Source organism: Nonomuraea sp. NPDC052116 (assembly GCF_040680035.1).
Classification (GTDB): domain Bacteria; phylum Actinomycetota; class Actinomycetes; order Streptosporangiales; family Streptosporangiaceae; genus Nonomuraea; species Nonomuraea angiospora_A.
Genome location: NZ_JBFAWA010000032.1, coordinates 48,838 through 64,475 on the forward strand (window position 1 = coordinate 48,838; position 15,638 = coordinate 64,475).

Here is a 15,638-nt window from a genome sequence, read left to right on the forward strand (position 1 = left end):
TCTCCTAAGCGAGGAAGTTCTTGAGCTCGAAGACGAGCTTGCGGATGTGGCCTGAGATCACCGGAGTGCCCAGATCCTTGAATTTCTTGCGGAACCACGGGTCCACGCTCTGCTGGCCCGAGCTGTTGACCGAACCGACGGGGATGAACTTCACCCCCGAGCGGTAGACCGCCTCGATGCCGTCGTAGAGCGGCTGCGAACGGTCGAACTCGTAGAAGTCGGAGATCCACACCATCACGGTGTTGCGCGGATCGGCGATCTTCGGACGGGCCATGGCCATCGCGACCGGGCCGTCGTTGCCGCCGCCGAGCTTGGTGCGCAGCAGCACCTCGAACGGGTCGTGCACCCACGGAGTCAGGTCGAGTGCCCGGGTGTCGTACGCGATGAGGTGCACGTCGACCTTGGGCAGCCCGGCGAAGATCGAGGCCAGGATGGTGCAGTTGACCATCGAGTCCACCATCGAGCCCGACTGGTCGACGACCACGATCAGGCGGGCCGGGGTGGTGCGGCGGGCTGTCTGCTTGTAGAAGAGCCGGTCGACGTAGAGCCGCTCGTCCTCCGGGCTCCAGTTCGTGAGGTTCTTCCAGATGGTGCGCTCGACGTCGAGGTTGCGGAAGACCCGCTTCGGCGGCACCGAACGGTCGATGACGCCCGCGCTGGTCTGCTCCACCTGGGTGCGCAGCACCTCGGCGACTTCGTCCACGTACCGGCGGATCAGCGCCTTGGCGTTGGCCAGCGAGACGCCCGACAGGTTGGACTTGTCGCGCAGCAACTGCTCGATGAGCGACATGCTGGGCGTGAGCTGCTTGGACAGCACCGGGTCGGCCAGCACCTCGCGCAGGTGCATGCGCTTGACCAGGTCGCCCTCCAGCCCGGCGAGCAACGCGGCCAGCTCTTCGTTGCCCGGGCTGTGGCGCAGCCCGCCCGCCTCGCAGCCCATGCCGCGCTCGAACCAGGCCGTGTCCTTCTTCCACGCCTCCAGCTGAGCCGCCGAGACGTTGCCCGAGCCGGTGGCGAACACGTTGAGCAGCACCTTGGAGACCAGGGCCGCGCGGCGGACCTCGTCGCCCTCCTCGTGGTCCCGCTCCACCATCAGGCCCTCGAACTCGGCGGCCAGGTCGGGGAAGCGCTGTACGAGGTTGTCGACCGAGACGCCGGGGTCCAGCAGCGCGGGCGGGAGGCCGAGGTCGTCGACGATGGCCACGCTCGCCCGCTCCAGGGTGGGCTGCTCGTCGGGGCTGAACAGCCGGGACAGCAGGCGCCAGTAGAGCACCTGGCGCCGGGTCTCGTCCGATGCGGTGGGGGAATCGGTCATTTCCTCAGCAACCGCCCTGCTCGCTCGCGCAGCACGGCGACCACGTCGCCGGCCTTGGCCTCGGCCTTGACCACCTTGGGGTCGGTGGGTCCCATGGCCCAGTCGCCGTTGTGCGCGGTGACGCCCTTCTTCTTGACCGTGGCCTGCACGGCGAGCGGCTGCAGGAGCCACTGCCCGCCGTCCCAGCGCATCAGGCCGATGCAGGCGGAGGAGGCCGACACCAGCTCGGGCGTGAGCGGCCCGCAGGCCGGCAGCCGGTCGAGGGTCACCGGGAGCGAGCTGCCGCCCAGGTCGAGCGTCTCGTCGCGGATCGTGTAGCCCTCCAGGAAGACGGGCTCCGCGATGCGTACGGGATGGCGGTCGAGCGGCGGGGTCGCCGGGGCCACGGCCTCGGCGAGCTGGACCCGCGCGGTCGCGAACGGGTCGGCCGCCGCGCCGGCGCTCGCCTTGCCGTCGTGCCACACCAGGTCGCCGCCCGGCAGCAGCGGCATGTCGGTGAGGTCCAGGCTGAGGTGCCCGGCCAGCGCGCCCATGAGCACGGGGTGGTCGCCCATCAGCCGCCACACGGACGGGCCGGAGATCGTGTCCACCTTCGCGGCGGCCACGCTCGTGCGTACCAGCCGGGAAGGAGCGCCGCCCGCGGGCTCGAGGATGCCGTGGACCTGCACCCGCACCACGGTGGCGTGCTCGTGAACGTCGGCGCCGAGGATCAGCAGCCGCCCCGAGACCGGCTCGGCGGCGCCGTGCCACGCGCCCTTCTGGGACAGCAGCAGGGCGCGCGTCCACAGGTCGGCCCACCTGCGCACGGGCAGCCGGTCCATCGTGCCCACCGGGCAGGACGCCCGCAGCTCCGCCGCCAGACCGTCGAGCAGCACCGCCAACCCGCGCAATCCGGGCGTGGCCAGCAGCGCCTCGATCGCCGGATCGGCGGAGGAGACCACGTCGTGGTCGACGCCGCGCCAGCCGGTGATCGCCAGCTCGCGCAGCCAGCCCCGGCACGCGGCCAGCACGCCCGCCGGGTCGCCCGCGTCTCCGGCGGGCTCCCAGGCCGCGCGAGTGCGGCCCAGCGCCGTGTCGAACCGGGCGAGCAGCGCGTCGTGCACCGCGCCGAGCAGCGCGGCCCGCCCGCCGGCCAGCGCCGCCAGGTGCTCGTCGCCGACCGACCCGGCGCTCACCTTCTCCGCCGCCTCGGCCAGCCGGTCGCCGAGCGGGCTGCCGGCCAGCGCGCCCGCCAGGGCGGCCAGCGCCCCGGACGCCTCCTCGCCGAGCCGGGCGAACCCGTGGGTGAGCGCGTCGTCGAACCCCGTCACCAGGTCGAGCGCCTCGCCGGCCCCGGCCGGGGCGTCGCCCTGCAGCTCTCCGAGCTGTACGTCGAGCATCAGCGCACCGCCTTCGTCGCGGGGAACCAGTGCAGCTCGGCCAGCGGCTCCGTGCTGTCGGGCACCTCCAGGTAGGCCAGGTGGCGCAGGAACCTGCTGAACACCACGGCGGCCGGGGTGCGCTCGACCGGCCCCTTGATGAAGGACATCAGGGACTGACCCTCCGGCACCTCCACCCCCAGGTAACGGGCGACCCGGTCCAGCCCGTACTGCAGGACCGCCTCGTCGGCCAGCTGGTGGATGTGCTTGCAGGCGTAGCCGTGCAGCGCGCCGCACGGCCGGTTGTTGTTGGTGCTGCAGCTCAAAGCGTGGGTGCCGGCGGTAATGGACGAGACGTAGACCCGTTCGATGTCGGATCCGCTCGACACGACCCCCTGCAACCGCCCGTCGGCCAGCTCGACGAAGGGAACCTTCGCCAGTTTCCTCGGCTCGACAGGCGGCACCACCCGTACCACGCTGTGCTGCTCCCACGCGGCTCTGTCCGCGTCCACGACCTCGATCCCTCCCGGCCCGGCCGGCTCACGGGCGCAGGCGGGAATGCCCGCGCCTTCGCGACCGGCTGATCAATGATCCGGGAACTTACCGGAGCTCACCGACAGATCGGGTCTAAACGATCAAAGCCCAAGGTCTGCGCGGTTCAGGGCTCCTGAGATAATTGTCGATAATATTGTCAACGAAGCTCAACTACGGGAGGATTCCGTGACCCCTGAGTCCCCGCTGGAGGAGACGCTGACCGACCGGCTCAGAGCGGCCGTGCTCGGCGGGGACTTCGTGCCCAACCAGCGGCTGGTCGAGGCCGACGTGTGCGAGCAGTTCGGGGCCACCCGCGCGGCCGTGCGCGAGACCTTCAGGGAGCTGGCCTCGGAGGGGCTGGTCGAGATCCTACGCAACAAGGGCGCCCGCGTACGGGCGATCTCCAAGGCGGAGGCCATCGAGATCACGGAGGTCCGGATGGTGCTGGAGGGCCTGTCCGCCGCCAAGGCCGCCGAGCACGTCACCCCGGAGCAGGCCGGGCGGCTGCGGGAGATCGTCGCCGAGATGCGGGCCGCCGTGGAGCGCAACGACCTCGACCGATATTCCGAGCTCAACGCGGCGCTGCACGCCAAGGTCCGCGAGATCGCTGCCCACCAGACCTCGGCGTCGATCATCGAACGGCTGGGGGCGCAGGTGATCCGGCACAAGTTCCGTCTGGCCCGGCAGCCGGGGCGGGCGGCGCTGTCGTTGCCGCAGCATGAGCTGATCGTGGCCGCCATCGTCGCCCGCGACCCCGAGGCGGCGCAGACGGCCATGCAGCAGCACCTGCGCAGCGTCGCCAAGGCGCTGGAGGCCACCGACTGACGAGCCACCATCGCCCCGCGCCCGCCGACGCCACCAGCTCGGCGATGCGCAGCTTGTCGCAGGCGCGCTCGTGGACAGGTCGGCGTAGAGCGCGCCGGACCTGCGGTCGGGGCGTGACTCCTCGCAGGCGGCCAGACTGTCGGCGCCGGTGGTCACGGCGATGACGACGTCGGCCCCGAGCCTGCCGCAGCTGATGGCGATGATGCGGTAGCTGGTGGACGAGCCGATGCGGCCGCGCTCACGCAGGCCGGGAGCACGGTGGCACGCTGGTCGCTGCGGAAGCTGGGGACTTCTGCGATGATAATGTTCTACATATCCAAATATTTAGATATATGGAGCAGCGATGTCAAAGGTGCTGATTGTCGGGGCCGGGGCGCTGGGGCAGGTCTTCGGGTTGTGGCTGGCCGCGGCCGGGGCCCGGGTCAGCTATCTGGTGAGGCCGGGCCGGGAGAGCTGGGAAGGGGCTTCGCTGTACCGGCTCAGGCGGGGGCGAGCGCCAGTGAGCGAGCGGATTGTGCCGTACGAGGTGATCAGTGAGCCGCGCCGCGAACAGTGGGACATGGTGTGGCTCTGCGTGGATTCGCCCGCGTTGCGGGGCGAGTGGACGCGTGCGCTGCGCGCCGCGGCCGGAGCGGCGACGGTGGTCACCATCGGCCAGGACCCGGGCGATCTGAGCACCCTCGCCCGGGTCTGGCCACAGGAGCAGATCGTCCAGGTGGCCCCGACGCTGCTCGCCTACCAGGCGCCGCTGGAGCGAGAGGTCCCCGCGCCGGGGGTGGCGTACTGGGTGCCACCCGGTGCGGCGGCGGGCGTCACCGGAGCGCGCGCCCCGCAGGTCGTCGCCGCACTTCAGGCCGGTGGCGTGCGGGCCAAGCGGGTGACGCGGGCCGGTGCGGGAGAGCTCGCCGCCGCCCGCATGATCCCCTACATCGCCGAGTTGGAGTCCTCCGGCTGGAGACTGCCCGCGTCGAGCGCACGGTTGCGGGGCGCCACCGCGTCCGTCCGGGAGGCCGTCGCCGTGGTCTCCGCTCAGCACGGGCTGCGCGCTCCCGTCTCCGTCCCGTCCTGGGCCGTGGGCTTGGCGTTGCGCGTGCTGCCATGGCTGCTCCCCTTCAACCTGCGCAGCTACCTGGAGACCCATTTCACGAAGGTGAGCGCGCAGACGCGGCTGATGCTGGACGGCTGGATCGCCGAAGGCGCCGCCAGGACGCTGCCGGTCGGCCATCTGTCCGCTCTGCGTGACTCATTGCCCGCATGAGCGGCTCGATCGAGGCCCAGGACGTCCTCGCGCTGTTCGCGCGGGCCCGGCCGCTGTTCACCGCCCTGGGGGATGAGCGCAGGCAGGAGATCGTCGTCTTCCTCTTGGAGTCCGCGGCCCCACGCAGCGTCGGTGACATCGCCGCGCACCTGGAGCTGTCCCAGCCCGCCACCTCCCACCATCTCAAGATCTTGCGCGATGCGGATCTGCTGACGGTACGGCGCAACGGCGCCCTGCGCCTGTACGGCCTCAACGCCAAGGCCTACCCGGACCTCCTGACCCCGATGCGCGACCTCATCACGTTGATCATCTCTTGTGCTTCCGGCCTGGAGGAACAGCCGAGCAGCCGGTAGCGACATGCGCTGACCATCATGTTGACCGGCTGGGTACGGGCATGGTCGCCGTGCGGGCGACCCGCGGCGGCACACCCGGCGACGGCTGGACGCCGCACCAACCGCGCCACTCGGCGCTGACCCTACCTGGCCGCCGCTGGGCGCACCGCGCCCGAGTCGCGGGCCAGGTCCCGTCACCAGCACCTGGCCGGCCTCGGCCGCTACGTCCCCCTTGGGCAAGGAGACCTCCGCCCGCATCACTGCCGACCACGACCCGCGCCACGATGACGGCGACTCACCGTTGCCGGTCTCGCAACCGGTGGAACGAGAGGCCGCGATGGCGTTGCTGGGCGCCCGGTCCCCGGGGCAGTCGACGACGGACCGGCTGCGCCAGTGGTTCAGCCCGCGTGGTCTGGAACTCTTCGCCGAGGTCGAGGCCCCGCGCCCTCGCAGCCTTCACCGACAGCGCCTGGAGCCGTAATTAGTCTGCTGGCCATCGTTTTCTGAAGTCCCCGCTCTTAAGGCCGAAGACATCGTTCGCCATCGGGTCGTTCCACGACGGACTCCACCGCCATTCACAGCATCTTCTCCCTATCGCTTCCGGTCTGTGTCGGCAGCGGCAAGAGATCGACTGCTCGCGCGGAAGTGGGCACCCTCAGGCGCGCAAAATGCTAGATATCCAGATCCTCGACGAGCGGCTGTGTGACGGCGCGCCGAACCAGATCGATGACATCCGATGGAAGCTCGTTCTCCATTGACTCGATATCTGGGAACACCTGCAGTGTGCGGTTCCGGGTGCTGTACTGCTCGGGCGCCCAGGTGGCCGGATCCGTCCAGATCGGGTCTTCCCCCGGTGCGGACAGCTTCGACCAGTCTGGATCGTCGCGGGAGTACACAGCGAACTGATGCCGTGCGGTCTCGTAAACCTCGTACGTGACGACCCGCAAGCCGTCTTTGTGCTCAAGCCTGAACAGGCGCCGCCCTTGAAACCGCTTTGTCGCGACGAGAGGGCCGTCGTCGACCTCCACCTCGACCTGCTTGAACCCATCCACCTTGCGTTCACTCCTCTCTACGTACAGCCGAATGCCCGCGACGACCGCAGTCGACATCCCCCGGCGAGTTCGGCCGCGCGCTGGAATATAGGATCGCCAGCGATCGCCCCACCTGGCATCGGCACTCGCACGTGCCGTTCGCGAGCGAACCCGGCCTGCCGTCACCCGCCTCGTCCGGCTCACCGTCGATGACCTCATCCAGGACCAGGACGCACTACTCCTTAAGCTCGGAGACCCGCCCGCTCCCGTGCCCGAACCCTTCGCCAGCCTGCTTCGAGAGCTGGCCGACGACCGGCCTCACCTCAACACCGCGACCGACCCGGACGCGCTGGCTATTCTCCGGCGACGGGCCGACCAGCCCGCCCATGCCGGCACCATCCGCGAGCACCTCCGACTCGCCGGCTTCGCCACCGGAACGGCCAGAGCCTCAGCGCTCCGCCAACTCGTCCTGCAAGCTCCCCCCAGTGATCAACTGAACGAGCAGCCCGACGAATACCGATCACTCGATCAACGACTCCTGCCAGTCCTGGAGGCCGGCTCGTCGTCCCGGTCCTGGTGGCCCGCTCGGAGGGCCGCCTGGGCGAGACCGTCTTCAACGCCCCGCCCCAGCCGCTCGACCGCGAGCCGGCCGGGACGCTGCGACACCGGAAGCGGCCGTGGCCTGACCTCCGGAAACGAAGGGCGGGAACCGTACGGTCCCCGCCCTTCGTCCTGCCTGAGGACCCCTTGCCGACCGCCTGGCCCTATGTCCGGAGCAGCTGCGCTCCCTTGTCGCCGCTCAGATCACGCTGACGGAGCGCCCGATTCGCGACTCTGCGGACCAGCTCCTGCTGGGCCCACGGAGGGCTGAGGTCAAAGGGCGACGGTCCACGCGTCAACGACATGGCAGCCATTTGGCTGCCCATAGACCGAGGAAGTCGGCCCGAACTGCTGTTCTGTGCTTTTGTACACCACCGGGCCGTCGATGTTTCTTGTGTACGGCCAGTGAGCCGAGTTGCATTCGACCACTACGCGATAGTTGCCGTAGCCTTCGTAGCAGGTGGTTTGTCCCACGTTGCGGGTGGTATCGACGTATGGCTCGCAACGCCATACTTCAGCCTGAGCAGCTGGGACCCCCAGGACGGACGTGAGACAGAGGACCGTGCCAAGCATTGTCGTGCTGATCATCGCCTTTTTGACAGGCTTCATATTTTCCTTACTCGTACTTCGGGATCGTGGAGTTACCGCGTTCCGCACCCAGATCGCATGGCCCGTCGCGGAAACGTCATCAGTCGTAACCAGGAACGGCCATCCCGCTCATCGGGCTCCTGGGTGCGCCTTAGATTGAACCAAGGAACATGGCCTGCAACTATCCGGGCCGCGTCCCGAAGATCGCGCTTTTCGGATAGGGGCCCCGCCCCTGGCCTCGGTGGCTCAGCTGCGGACTGCATGGTCCCATCCGTCGCAGGACGCCCCTTGACAGGAGTCCTTGGCGATCAGTCGCTCGTGCCGAGCGATGAGCTTCCGGTCAGCGAACACCAGCGGCTCGCTCGAGTGCAGCAGCACCTTCACCTGGCGGGTGCTCGGTGTCGTCCCCCGGTGCGGCGGGTTCCGGCGTCGATTCGGGGCGGACGCCGAACGGGCCGGCCCGCGCGAACCAGTAGTTTGCCGCATTGGCGGACGTGAATGCCGACGATGGGGCTGCGATGCGATTTGTCACGGGAATCGTGCTGGTGCTGGCGGCGGTTGGCGGGTGTACGTCCACGCCGATCAAACCGGTGGACCCCGGCAATCGCTTCACGTCGAGGCCGCCGGTCGACCTCAAGTCCATCGACCCGCCCACCCGCTTCAACGCCGCCGCCGCCGCGCCGCTGGAAGTCTCTACGAACGCGGATGAGGTGCTGCTGCACGGCACCACGGCGGTCGTCCCGATCCATGGCAGCAAGCCGACCGTGTCCTCCGGGGAGGAGATTCGCCTGATCGACACCCGCACCAACAAGGTGCGGGAGGTGATCAAGCCGACCTACCCGCAGCCGAGAATCGGCACGGTGATCGCGCTGCCGACGCTCACGTCCGTCCAAGGCCGGCCGACCGTGCTCGCACCGTTCCTCGGCGAGGCACCGGGGCAGGGTACTACCCCGGGCCGTCCGCTGGTCGAGGTAGTCTCGATCGACCCAGAGAACGGGAAGACCGACTGGCGTACCGAGATCCCCATCGAGGGGTGGACCGGGACGGGCCGTTCGAGCGGCGTCGAGGTCTCGTTCGCAGGTGTGGCCGACGGGGTGGGGGTCGATCGGATCGTGGACCCGTCGCTGTCGGCTCGGCGCGGCGACACGTACGCGCTGGACCTGAGTAGCCGCAAGGTGCGGTGGAGCATGCGCGGGTTCGAGGCCCGAGCCGTGGCGGCGGGGATGGTCACGGGCCAACAGTCCGGAACCGGGCAGACGCCGAAGGTCCAGGTCCGCGGGATCGACGCGCAGACCGGCTCGTGGCTGTGGTCGATCACGAAGGGCGGCGGGCGCCTGGTTCCCCTCGTGACCGGAGCCTGCCATGGGGTCGTCTACGGAAGAACCGCCAACGGGCCCGTCGTCCTCGATGGCAGGACCGGAACGGACCGGGAGACCCAACCGGGAGTCGCACCGTCAGTGGTGAACAGCTCCATGGCGATCGGCCCGTGGCCCGGCGGCGGCCTCGGGTCGAGCAGCTACCCGGTGATCGGCTGAGCTCAGACTTAGCTCAATCCCAGCCAAGACCTACCTGGCGGCTGGGAACACGTTCGGGAGCGGAGGGCCGAGCACTGCTACCTGCGCAAGAAAAGCCATATCGTTGACAATATTGTCGAAGTTCACGCTTGACTAGGCCTTGTGTTGAGCTGGGGGCAGATTGCCGATGAAACTGTTGACAATTTGATCGATCGACTCGTAGCGTCAGCGGGTGACCTCGGCAAAGACCCCCACACTTCTGGTGATCAGCGCCCACGCGGGCGACTTCGTCTGGCGCGCGGGCGGCGCCATCGCGCTCGCGGCCGGCCGCGGCGAGCGGGCCAAGGTGGTCTGTCTCAGCTTCGGCGAGCGTGGCGAGTCCGCGAAGGCGTGGCGCGCCGGCCGTACGCTCGACGAGATCAAGGCGATCCGCCGCGAGGAGGCGCAGAACGCCGCCGCGGCCCTGGGCGCCGAGATCGAGTTCCTCGACGCGGGCGACTATCCCCTGGTGGAGACCCCGGAGCTGGTCGACCGGCTGGTGCGGATCTACCGGGAGGTCGAGCCCGACGTGGTGCTGACGCATCCGCTGGCCGACCCGTACAACGGCGACCACCCCGCGGCGGCCCGCATGGCGTTGCAGGCGCGCGTGCTGGCGCAGGCCGCGGGCTACGACGCGCCGGGCGAGCCGCTCGGCGCGCCGCCCGTGTTCTTCTTCGAGCCGCACCAGCCCGAGCAGTGTGACTTCAAGCCCGACGTGCTGCTCGACATCTCCCCGGTGTTCGACAGGAAGCGCAAGGCGATGGAGTGCCTGCCGGCCCAGCAGCACATGTGGGACTACTACACCGACCTCGCCAAGCGCCGCGGGGTGCAGCTGCGCCGCAACGCGGGCCCCAACCTCGGCCTGCCGCACGACACCATGGGCGAGGCCTACATGCGGCTCTACCCGCAGGTGACGGACGTGCTGGCATGAGGCACGTGGTCGTCACCGGCACGCCGCGGGCGAGCCTCGACCGGATCGACACCCTGGCCGCGTACGGCGTCGCGACCGTCCACGAGGCGCTCGGCCGCACCGGCTACCTGGGGCCCGGGCTGCGCCCCGCGTGGCCCGGGTGCAGCGTGGGCGGCAACGCGGTCACGGTGCTGTGCTGGCCGGGCGACAACCTGATGATCCACGTCGCGGTCGAGCAGTGCCAGGAGGGCGACGTCCTGCTCGTGACCACGACCTCGCCGTCCACCGACGGGATGTTCGGTGAGCTGCTGGCCACCTCGCTGCGCTCCCGTGGCGTGCGCGGGCTGGTGATCGACGCGGGCGTGCGCGACGTCGCCGGGCTGCGGGCCATGGGCTTCCCGGTGTGGAGCGCGGCCGTCAGCGCCCAGGGCACGGTCAAGGCGACGCCCGGCTCGGTCAACGTGCCCGTCACCGTGGGCGGGCAGCTCGTCCGGCCCGGCGACACGATCCTCGGCGACGACGACGGGGTGCTGGTGGTGCCGCGAGGCGACCTGGAGCGGGGCATCTCCGCCTCCGCCGCCCGGGCCGCGAAGGAGGCCGCGGCCCGCGAGGCGTTCGCCAAGGGCGAGCTGGGGCTCGACCGCTACGGCCTGCGCGCGCGCCTGCCCGGACTCGGCATCACGTACGTGACGGCCGCCGAGTACGGACCGATGTGACGGACATGGCCGACGACAACGGCCGCCAAGTATGGACCGGTGCGACGGACATCGGCGACCACGACCGCCGACCACGGACCGACGTGACGGACATCGGCGGCGACGACGGCGTGCGTTGCATGCTGATGCGCGGCGGCACCTCCAAAGGCGCCTACTTCCTGGCCGGCGACCTCCCCGGAGATCCCCGGGAGCGCGACGACCTGCTCCTGCGCATCCTGGGCAGCCCCGACCCGCGCCAGATCGACGGCATCGGCGGCGCTCACCCGCTCACGAGCAAGGTGGCCGTGGTGTCGCCCAGCGCCGATCCCCGCGCCGACCTCGACTACCTCTTCCTCCAGGTCGCGGTGGACGAGCCGGCCGTCTCCGGGCGGCAGAACTGCGGCAACCTGCTCGCCGGTGTCGGCCCGTTCGCCGTGGAGCGCGGCCTCGTCCGTCCGCGAGGCGACGACACCGAGGTCCGCATCCGCCTGGTGAACACCGGCGGCCTCGCCACCGCCCGCTTCCCCACCCCGGGCGGGCGCGTCGACTACCGCGGCGGCACGGCCATCTCCGGCGTTCCGGCCACGGCCGCGGCCGTGGTGCTCGGGTTCGAGGACACCGCCGGATCGGGCACGGGGCGGCTGCTGCCCACCGGCCGCGAGGTGGATGTGATCGACGGGATCGAGGTGACCTGCGTCGACAACGGCATGCCGGTCGTCGTGGCGGCGGCGGAGGATCTCGGCATCACCGGCTACGAGCCGTACGAGACGCTCGCGGCCGATGCCGGGCTCCGCGAGCGCGTGCAGTCGCTGCGCGTTCAGGCGGGCAAGCTCATGGGGCTCGGCGACGTCACCGGCGAGGCCGTGCCCAAGACCACGCTGGTCGCGCCGCCCCGCGACGGCGGCGCGCTGTGCACCCGCACGTTCATCCCGGTCAGGCCGCACACCGCGATCGGGGTGCTCGGCGCGGTCAGCGTCGTCACCGCCGCGCTGCTCCCGCACGGCGTGGCCCGGCGCTTCGCCCGGCTGCCCGAGGGTGCCCGCGTGGACGTCGAGCACCCCACCGGCCACCTGGAGGTCGAGGTGGAGCTCGACCTGTCCACCAGCCCGCCGACCGCGGTGCGGGCGGCGAACGTACGCACCGCGCGCAAGCTCTTCGACGGCACGGTCTTCCCCCGCCCGCGAGGTCGAGATGGCGCCCGACGTTGAGATGGCCCCAAGGTTGAGATGCCGCCCGAGGCTGAGATGCCCCCGAGGTCGAGATGCCCCCGAGGTCGAGATGCCCCCGAGGTTGAGATGAACGCCCTGCTGCACGACATCGCCCACCTCGGCCACGTCGAGCTGCTCACTCCCGAGCCGGAGCGGAGCCTGTGGTTCTTCACCGAGATCCTCGGCATGACGGCCGCCGGACAGGACGGCGACTCGGTGCACCTGCGCACGTACGACGACTACGAGCACCACAGCCTCACGCTGACCGCCCACCGCACCTCGGGCATCGGGTCGACGGCGCTGCGGGCGAGCAGCCAGGAGGCGCTGGAGCGCCGGGTGCGCGCGATCAAGGACGCCGGGCTGGGCATCGGCTGGCGCGACGGCGCCCCGGGCCGCGGCCCGACGTACGCCTTCCGTGACCCCGACGGCCACGAGCTGCGCCTCTACTGGGAGTCGCAGTGGTACGAGGCGCCCGAGGAGCTGCGTCCCGCGCTGAAGAACCAGCCGCAGGCGTTCCCCGGCCACGGGGTGGGCGTGCGCCGCCTCGACCATGTCAACTTCCTTGCCGCCGAGGCCGCGACCGCCGGCGCCTTCGTGCGCGACGTGCTCGGCGCCCGGGTGACCGAGCAGATCATGCTGGACAGCGGCCGGATCTCCGCCCAGTGGCTGCACTTCGCGAACAAGTCCTACGACCTCGTCTACACCGACGACTGGTCGGGCGCCTCGGGCCGGCTGCACCACCTCGCGTTCGCCACGAACACCCGCGAGGACATCCTGCGGGCCGCCGACCTCTGCCTGGACAGCGGCGTGTTCATCGAGACCGGCCCGCACAAGCACGCCATCCAGCAGACCTTCTTCCTGTACGTCTACGAGCCCGGCGGCAACCGCGTCGAGCTGTGCAACCCGCTGACCAGACTCATCCTGGCGCCCGACTGGCGGACGATCACGTGGACGGAGGCCGAGCGGGCCAAGGGCCAGGCGTGGGGACTGAAGACCATCGCCTCCTTCCACACGCACGGCACCCCGCCGACCGAATAATCGGCTTTACACCGGAATTTCACTCATTGACGCCTCCACAGGCAGAGGCTAACGTCGTCTCATAACTTAAAGGAAACTTTCCTAATAGTTTCCTGACATCCCACCCCTCGTACACCCCCAACCGGATGTCGGAGAGTCATGAGACACAGTGTCCTGAGCAAGATCCTCGTGGCGTTACTGCTGCCCCTCACCGCCGTGGCGGTCGCCCCGCCGCCGGTCTCCGCCTCGGCGTACGCCGCCCTCGCCGAGTGGGCCCCGTGGACGGCGTACACGGCGGGCACGCACGTCACGTACAACGGCGTCGAGTACGAGTGCATCCAGAGCCACACCTCCCAGCCCGGCTGGGAGCCCCCGAACGTGCCCGCCCTGTGGAAGCCCTCGACCGGCGGCGGCACCGACACCACCGCCCCGTCGGTGCCCGGCAACCTGCGCTCGACCGGTGTGACCGGCAGCACCGTCTCCCTCGCCTGGGACGCCTCCACCGACAACGTCGCCGTCACCGGCTACGAGATCTACCGAGGCGGCACCCTCATCACCACCGTCACCGGCACCACCCACACCGACACCGGACTGACCGCCGGCACCGCCTACAGCTACACCGTCCGCGCCCGCGACGCCGCCGGCAACCGCTCCGCCAACAGCAACACCGTCACCGCCACCACGACGGGCGGCGGCACGGACACCAGCCCGCCGACCGTACCGGGCAACCTGCGCTCGACCGGTGTGACCGGCAGCACCGTCTCCCTCGCCTGGGACGCCTCCACCGACAACGTCGCCGTCACCGGCTACGAGATCTACCGAGGCGGCACCCTCATCACCACCGTCACCGGCACCACCCACACCGACACCGGACTGACCGCCGGCACCGCCTACAGCTACACCGTCCGCGCCCGCGACGCCGCCGGCAACCGCTCCGCCAACAGCAACACCGTCACCGCCACCACGACGGGCGGCGGCACGGACACCAGCCCGCCGACCGTACCGGGCAACCTGCGCTCGACCGGCGTGAGCAGCAGCACCGTCTCTCTCGCCTGGGACGCCTCCACCGACAACGTCGGCGTCACCGGCTACGAGATCTACCGAGGCGGCACCCTCATCACCACCGTCACCGGCACCACCCACACCGACACCGGACTGGCCGCCAACACCGGCTACAGCTACACCGTCCGGGCACGCGACGCCGCCGGCAACCGCTCCGCCAACAGCAACTCCATCACCGCCACGACCACGGGCGGCGGCGGTGGCGGGAACAAGGTGCTCGGCTACTTCGTGCAGTGGGGCGTCTACCAGCGCGGATACCACGTCAAGAACATCGACACGAGCGGCTCCGCGGCCAAGCTGACCCACATCAACTACGCGTTCGGCAACGTGCAGAACGGCCAGTGCACGATCGGCGACAGCTACGCCGACTACGACCGCTTCTACCAGGCGGGCGAGAGCGTGGACGGCGTGGCCGACACCTGGGACGCGGGCGCGCTGCGCGGCAGCTTCAACCAGCTGCGCAAGCTCAAGAAGAAGTACCCGAACCTGAAGGTGCTGTTCTCCTTCGGCGGCTGGACCTGGTCCGGCGGCTTCACCCAGGCCGCGCAGAACCCCACGGCCTTCGCCAACTCCTGCTACAACCTGGTCGAGGACCCGCGCTGGGCGGACGTGTTCGACGGCATCGACATCGACTGGGAGTACCCGAACGCCTGCGGCCTCACCTGCGACTCCAGCGGCTCGGCGGCGTTCAGGAACGTCATGTCGGCGCTGCGCTCCCGCTTCGGCTCCGGCAACCTGGTCACCGCGGCCATCACCGCCGACGGCACGAACGGCGGCAAGATCGACGCGGCCGACTACGCGGGCGCCGCGCAGTACGTCGACTGGTACAACGTCATGACGTACGACTACTTCGGCGCCTTCGCGCCTCAGGGCCCGACCGCCCCGCACTCCCCGCTCACCTCCTACTCCGGGATCCCGACCCCGGGCTTCTACTCCGACGCCGCGATCCAGAAGCTCAAGGGCAAGGGCGTGCCGGCGAGCAAGCTGCTGCTCGGCATCGGCTTCTACGGCCGCGGCTGGGCCGGCGTCACGCAGTCCGCGCCCGGCGGCACGGCCTCGGGACCCGCGCCGGGCACGTACGAGCAGGGCATCGAGGACTACAAGGTGCTCAAGACCCGCTGCCCGTCCACCGGCACGGTCGCGGGCACGGCATACGCGTACTGCGGCGGCCAGTGGTGGAGCTATGACACGCCGAGCACGATCGGCGGCAAGATGAGCTACTCGAAGAGCCAGGGCCTCGGCGGCGCGTTCTTCTGGGAGCTCAGCGGCGACACCACGAACGCCGAACTCCTCACAGCCATGAAGTCCGGCCTGAACTGACCACCGTCCCACGGCGGGCCCCTGGAACCAGG

Annotated in this window: 14 protein-coding genes; 9 read left to right on the forward strand and 5 right to left on the reverse strand. The window is 70.1% G+C overall.

Going from position 1 to position 15,638, the window contains the following annotated elements; genetic code table 11:
- Positions 1-4: 4 nt before the first annotated feature.
- Genes AB0L65_RS45055 through AB0L65_RS45065 form a run of 3 tightly spaced genes read right to left on the reverse strand, consistent with a single transcriptional unit; the run spans position 5 to position 3,185 of the window.
- Positions 5-1,315, reverse strand: coding sequence for a VWA domain-containing protein (locus AB0L65_RS45055; protein ID WP_364259389.1), 1,311 nt, complete (start codon positions 1,313-1,315; stop codon positions 5-7).
- Positions 1,312-2,694, reverse strand: coding sequence for a hypothetical protein (locus AB0L65_RS45060; protein WP_364259392.1), 1,383 nt, complete (start codon positions 2,692-2,694; stop codon positions 1,312-1,314). Before AB0L65_RS45060 ends, AB0L65_RS45055 begins: the two co-directional genes overlap by 4 nt.
- A complete protein-coding gene (locus AB0L65_RS45065; protein WP_364259395.1) occupies positions 2,694-3,185 on the reverse strand; it encodes a hypothetical protein in 492 nt (163 codons plus the stop codon). The genes AB0L65_RS45060 and AB0L65_RS45065 overlap by 1 nt, the downstream gene beginning before the upstream one ends.
- A 208-nt stretch (positions 3,186-3,393) precedes the next feature.
- Here AB0L65_RS45065 and AB0L65_RS45070 point away from each other — a divergent pair, with 208 nt between their 5' ends.
- The 3 genes from AB0L65_RS45070 (at position 3,394) to AB0L65_RS45080 (ending at position 5,643) form a co-directional block, all read left to right on the forward strand.
- On the forward strand, positions 3,394-4,032 hold the full coding sequence (locus AB0L65_RS45070) for a GntR family transcriptional regulator (RefSeq protein ID WP_364259398.1): 639 nt from the start codon (positions 3,394-3,396) through the stop codon (positions 4,030-4,032).
- A 343-nt stretch (positions 4,033-4,375) separates the two neighbouring features.
- Positions 4,376-5,290 (forward strand): 2-dehydropantoate 2-reductase N-terminal domain-containing protein, encoded by a 915-nt coding sequence (locus AB0L65_RS45075; protein WP_364259401.1) that lies wholly within the window; start codon positions 4,376-4,378, stop codon positions 5,288-5,290.
- Positions 5,287-5,643, forward strand: coding sequence for a metalloregulator ArsR/SmtB family transcription factor (locus AB0L65_RS45080; protein WP_364259404.1), 357 nt, complete (start codon positions 5,287-5,289; stop codon positions 5,641-5,643). The genes AB0L65_RS45075 and AB0L65_RS45080 overlap by 4 nt, the downstream gene beginning before the upstream one ends.
- A 650-nt stretch (positions 5,644-6,293) precedes the next feature.
- Here AB0L65_RS45080 and AB0L65_RS45085 read toward each other — a convergent pair.
- Together AB0L65_RS45085 and AB0L65_RS45090 are read right to left on the reverse strand one after the other, a co-directional pair.
- The gene (locus AB0L65_RS45085) at positions 6,294-6,674 is read right to left on the reverse strand and encodes an EXLDI protein (RefSeq protein WP_364259407.1); all 381 of its coding nucleotides are present in this window, start codon (positions 6,672-6,674) and stop codon (positions 6,294-6,296) included.
- An 852-nt stretch (positions 6,675-7,526) separates the two neighbouring features.
- Positions 7,527-7,862, reverse strand: coding sequence for a hypothetical protein (locus AB0L65_RS45090; RefSeq protein ID WP_364259410.1), 336 nt, complete (start codon positions 7,860-7,862; stop codon positions 7,527-7,529).
- Positions 7,863-8,359: 497 nt separating this feature from the next.
- Here AB0L65_RS45090 and AB0L65_RS45095 point away from each other — a divergent pair, with 497 nt between their 5' ends.
- The 6 genes from AB0L65_RS45095 (at position 8,360) to AB0L65_RS45120 (ending at position 15,606) form a co-directional block, all read left to right on the forward strand.
- Complete coding sequence (locus tag AB0L65_RS45095; RefSeq protein ID WP_364259413.1) at positions 8,360-9,376, forward strand: hypothetical protein; 1,017 nt, start codon at positions 8,360-8,362, stop codon at positions 9,374-9,376.
- A 211-nt stretch (positions 9,377-9,587) separates the two neighbouring features.
- Entirely contained in the window at positions 9,588-10,325 is a 738-nt protein-coding gene (locus AB0L65_RS45100; RefSeq protein WP_364259416.1) for a PIG-L deacetylase family protein, read from the forward strand.
- Positions 10,322-11,020, forward strand: coding sequence for a 4-carboxy-4-hydroxy-2-oxoadipate aldolase/oxaloacetate decarboxylase (locus tag AB0L65_RS45105; RefSeq protein ID WP_364259419.1), 699 nt, complete (start codon positions 10,322-10,324; stop codon positions 11,018-11,020). The genes AB0L65_RS45100 and AB0L65_RS45105 overlap by 4 nt, the downstream gene beginning before the upstream one ends.
- A gap of 5 nt (positions 11,021-11,025) precedes the next feature.
- A complete protein-coding gene (locus AB0L65_RS45110; RefSeq protein WP_364259422.1) occupies positions 11,026-12,207 on the forward strand; it encodes a 4-oxalomesaconate tautomerase in 1,182 nt (393 codons plus the stop codon).
- A gap of 87 nt (positions 12,208-12,294) precedes the next feature.
- On the forward strand, positions 12,295-13,245 hold the full coding sequence (locus AB0L65_RS45115; RefSeq protein ID WP_364259424.1) for a VOC family protein: 951 nt from the start codon (positions 12,295-12,297) through the stop codon (positions 13,243-13,245).
- Between the two features lie 138 nt (positions 13,246-13,383).
- The gene (locus AB0L65_RS45120) at positions 13,384-15,606 is read left to right on the forward strand and encodes a glycosyl hydrolase family 18 protein (RefSeq protein WP_364259427.1); all 2,223 of its coding nucleotides are present in this window, start codon (positions 13,384-13,386) and stop codon (positions 15,604-15,606) included.
- Positions 15,607-15,638: the final 32 nt, after the last annotated feature.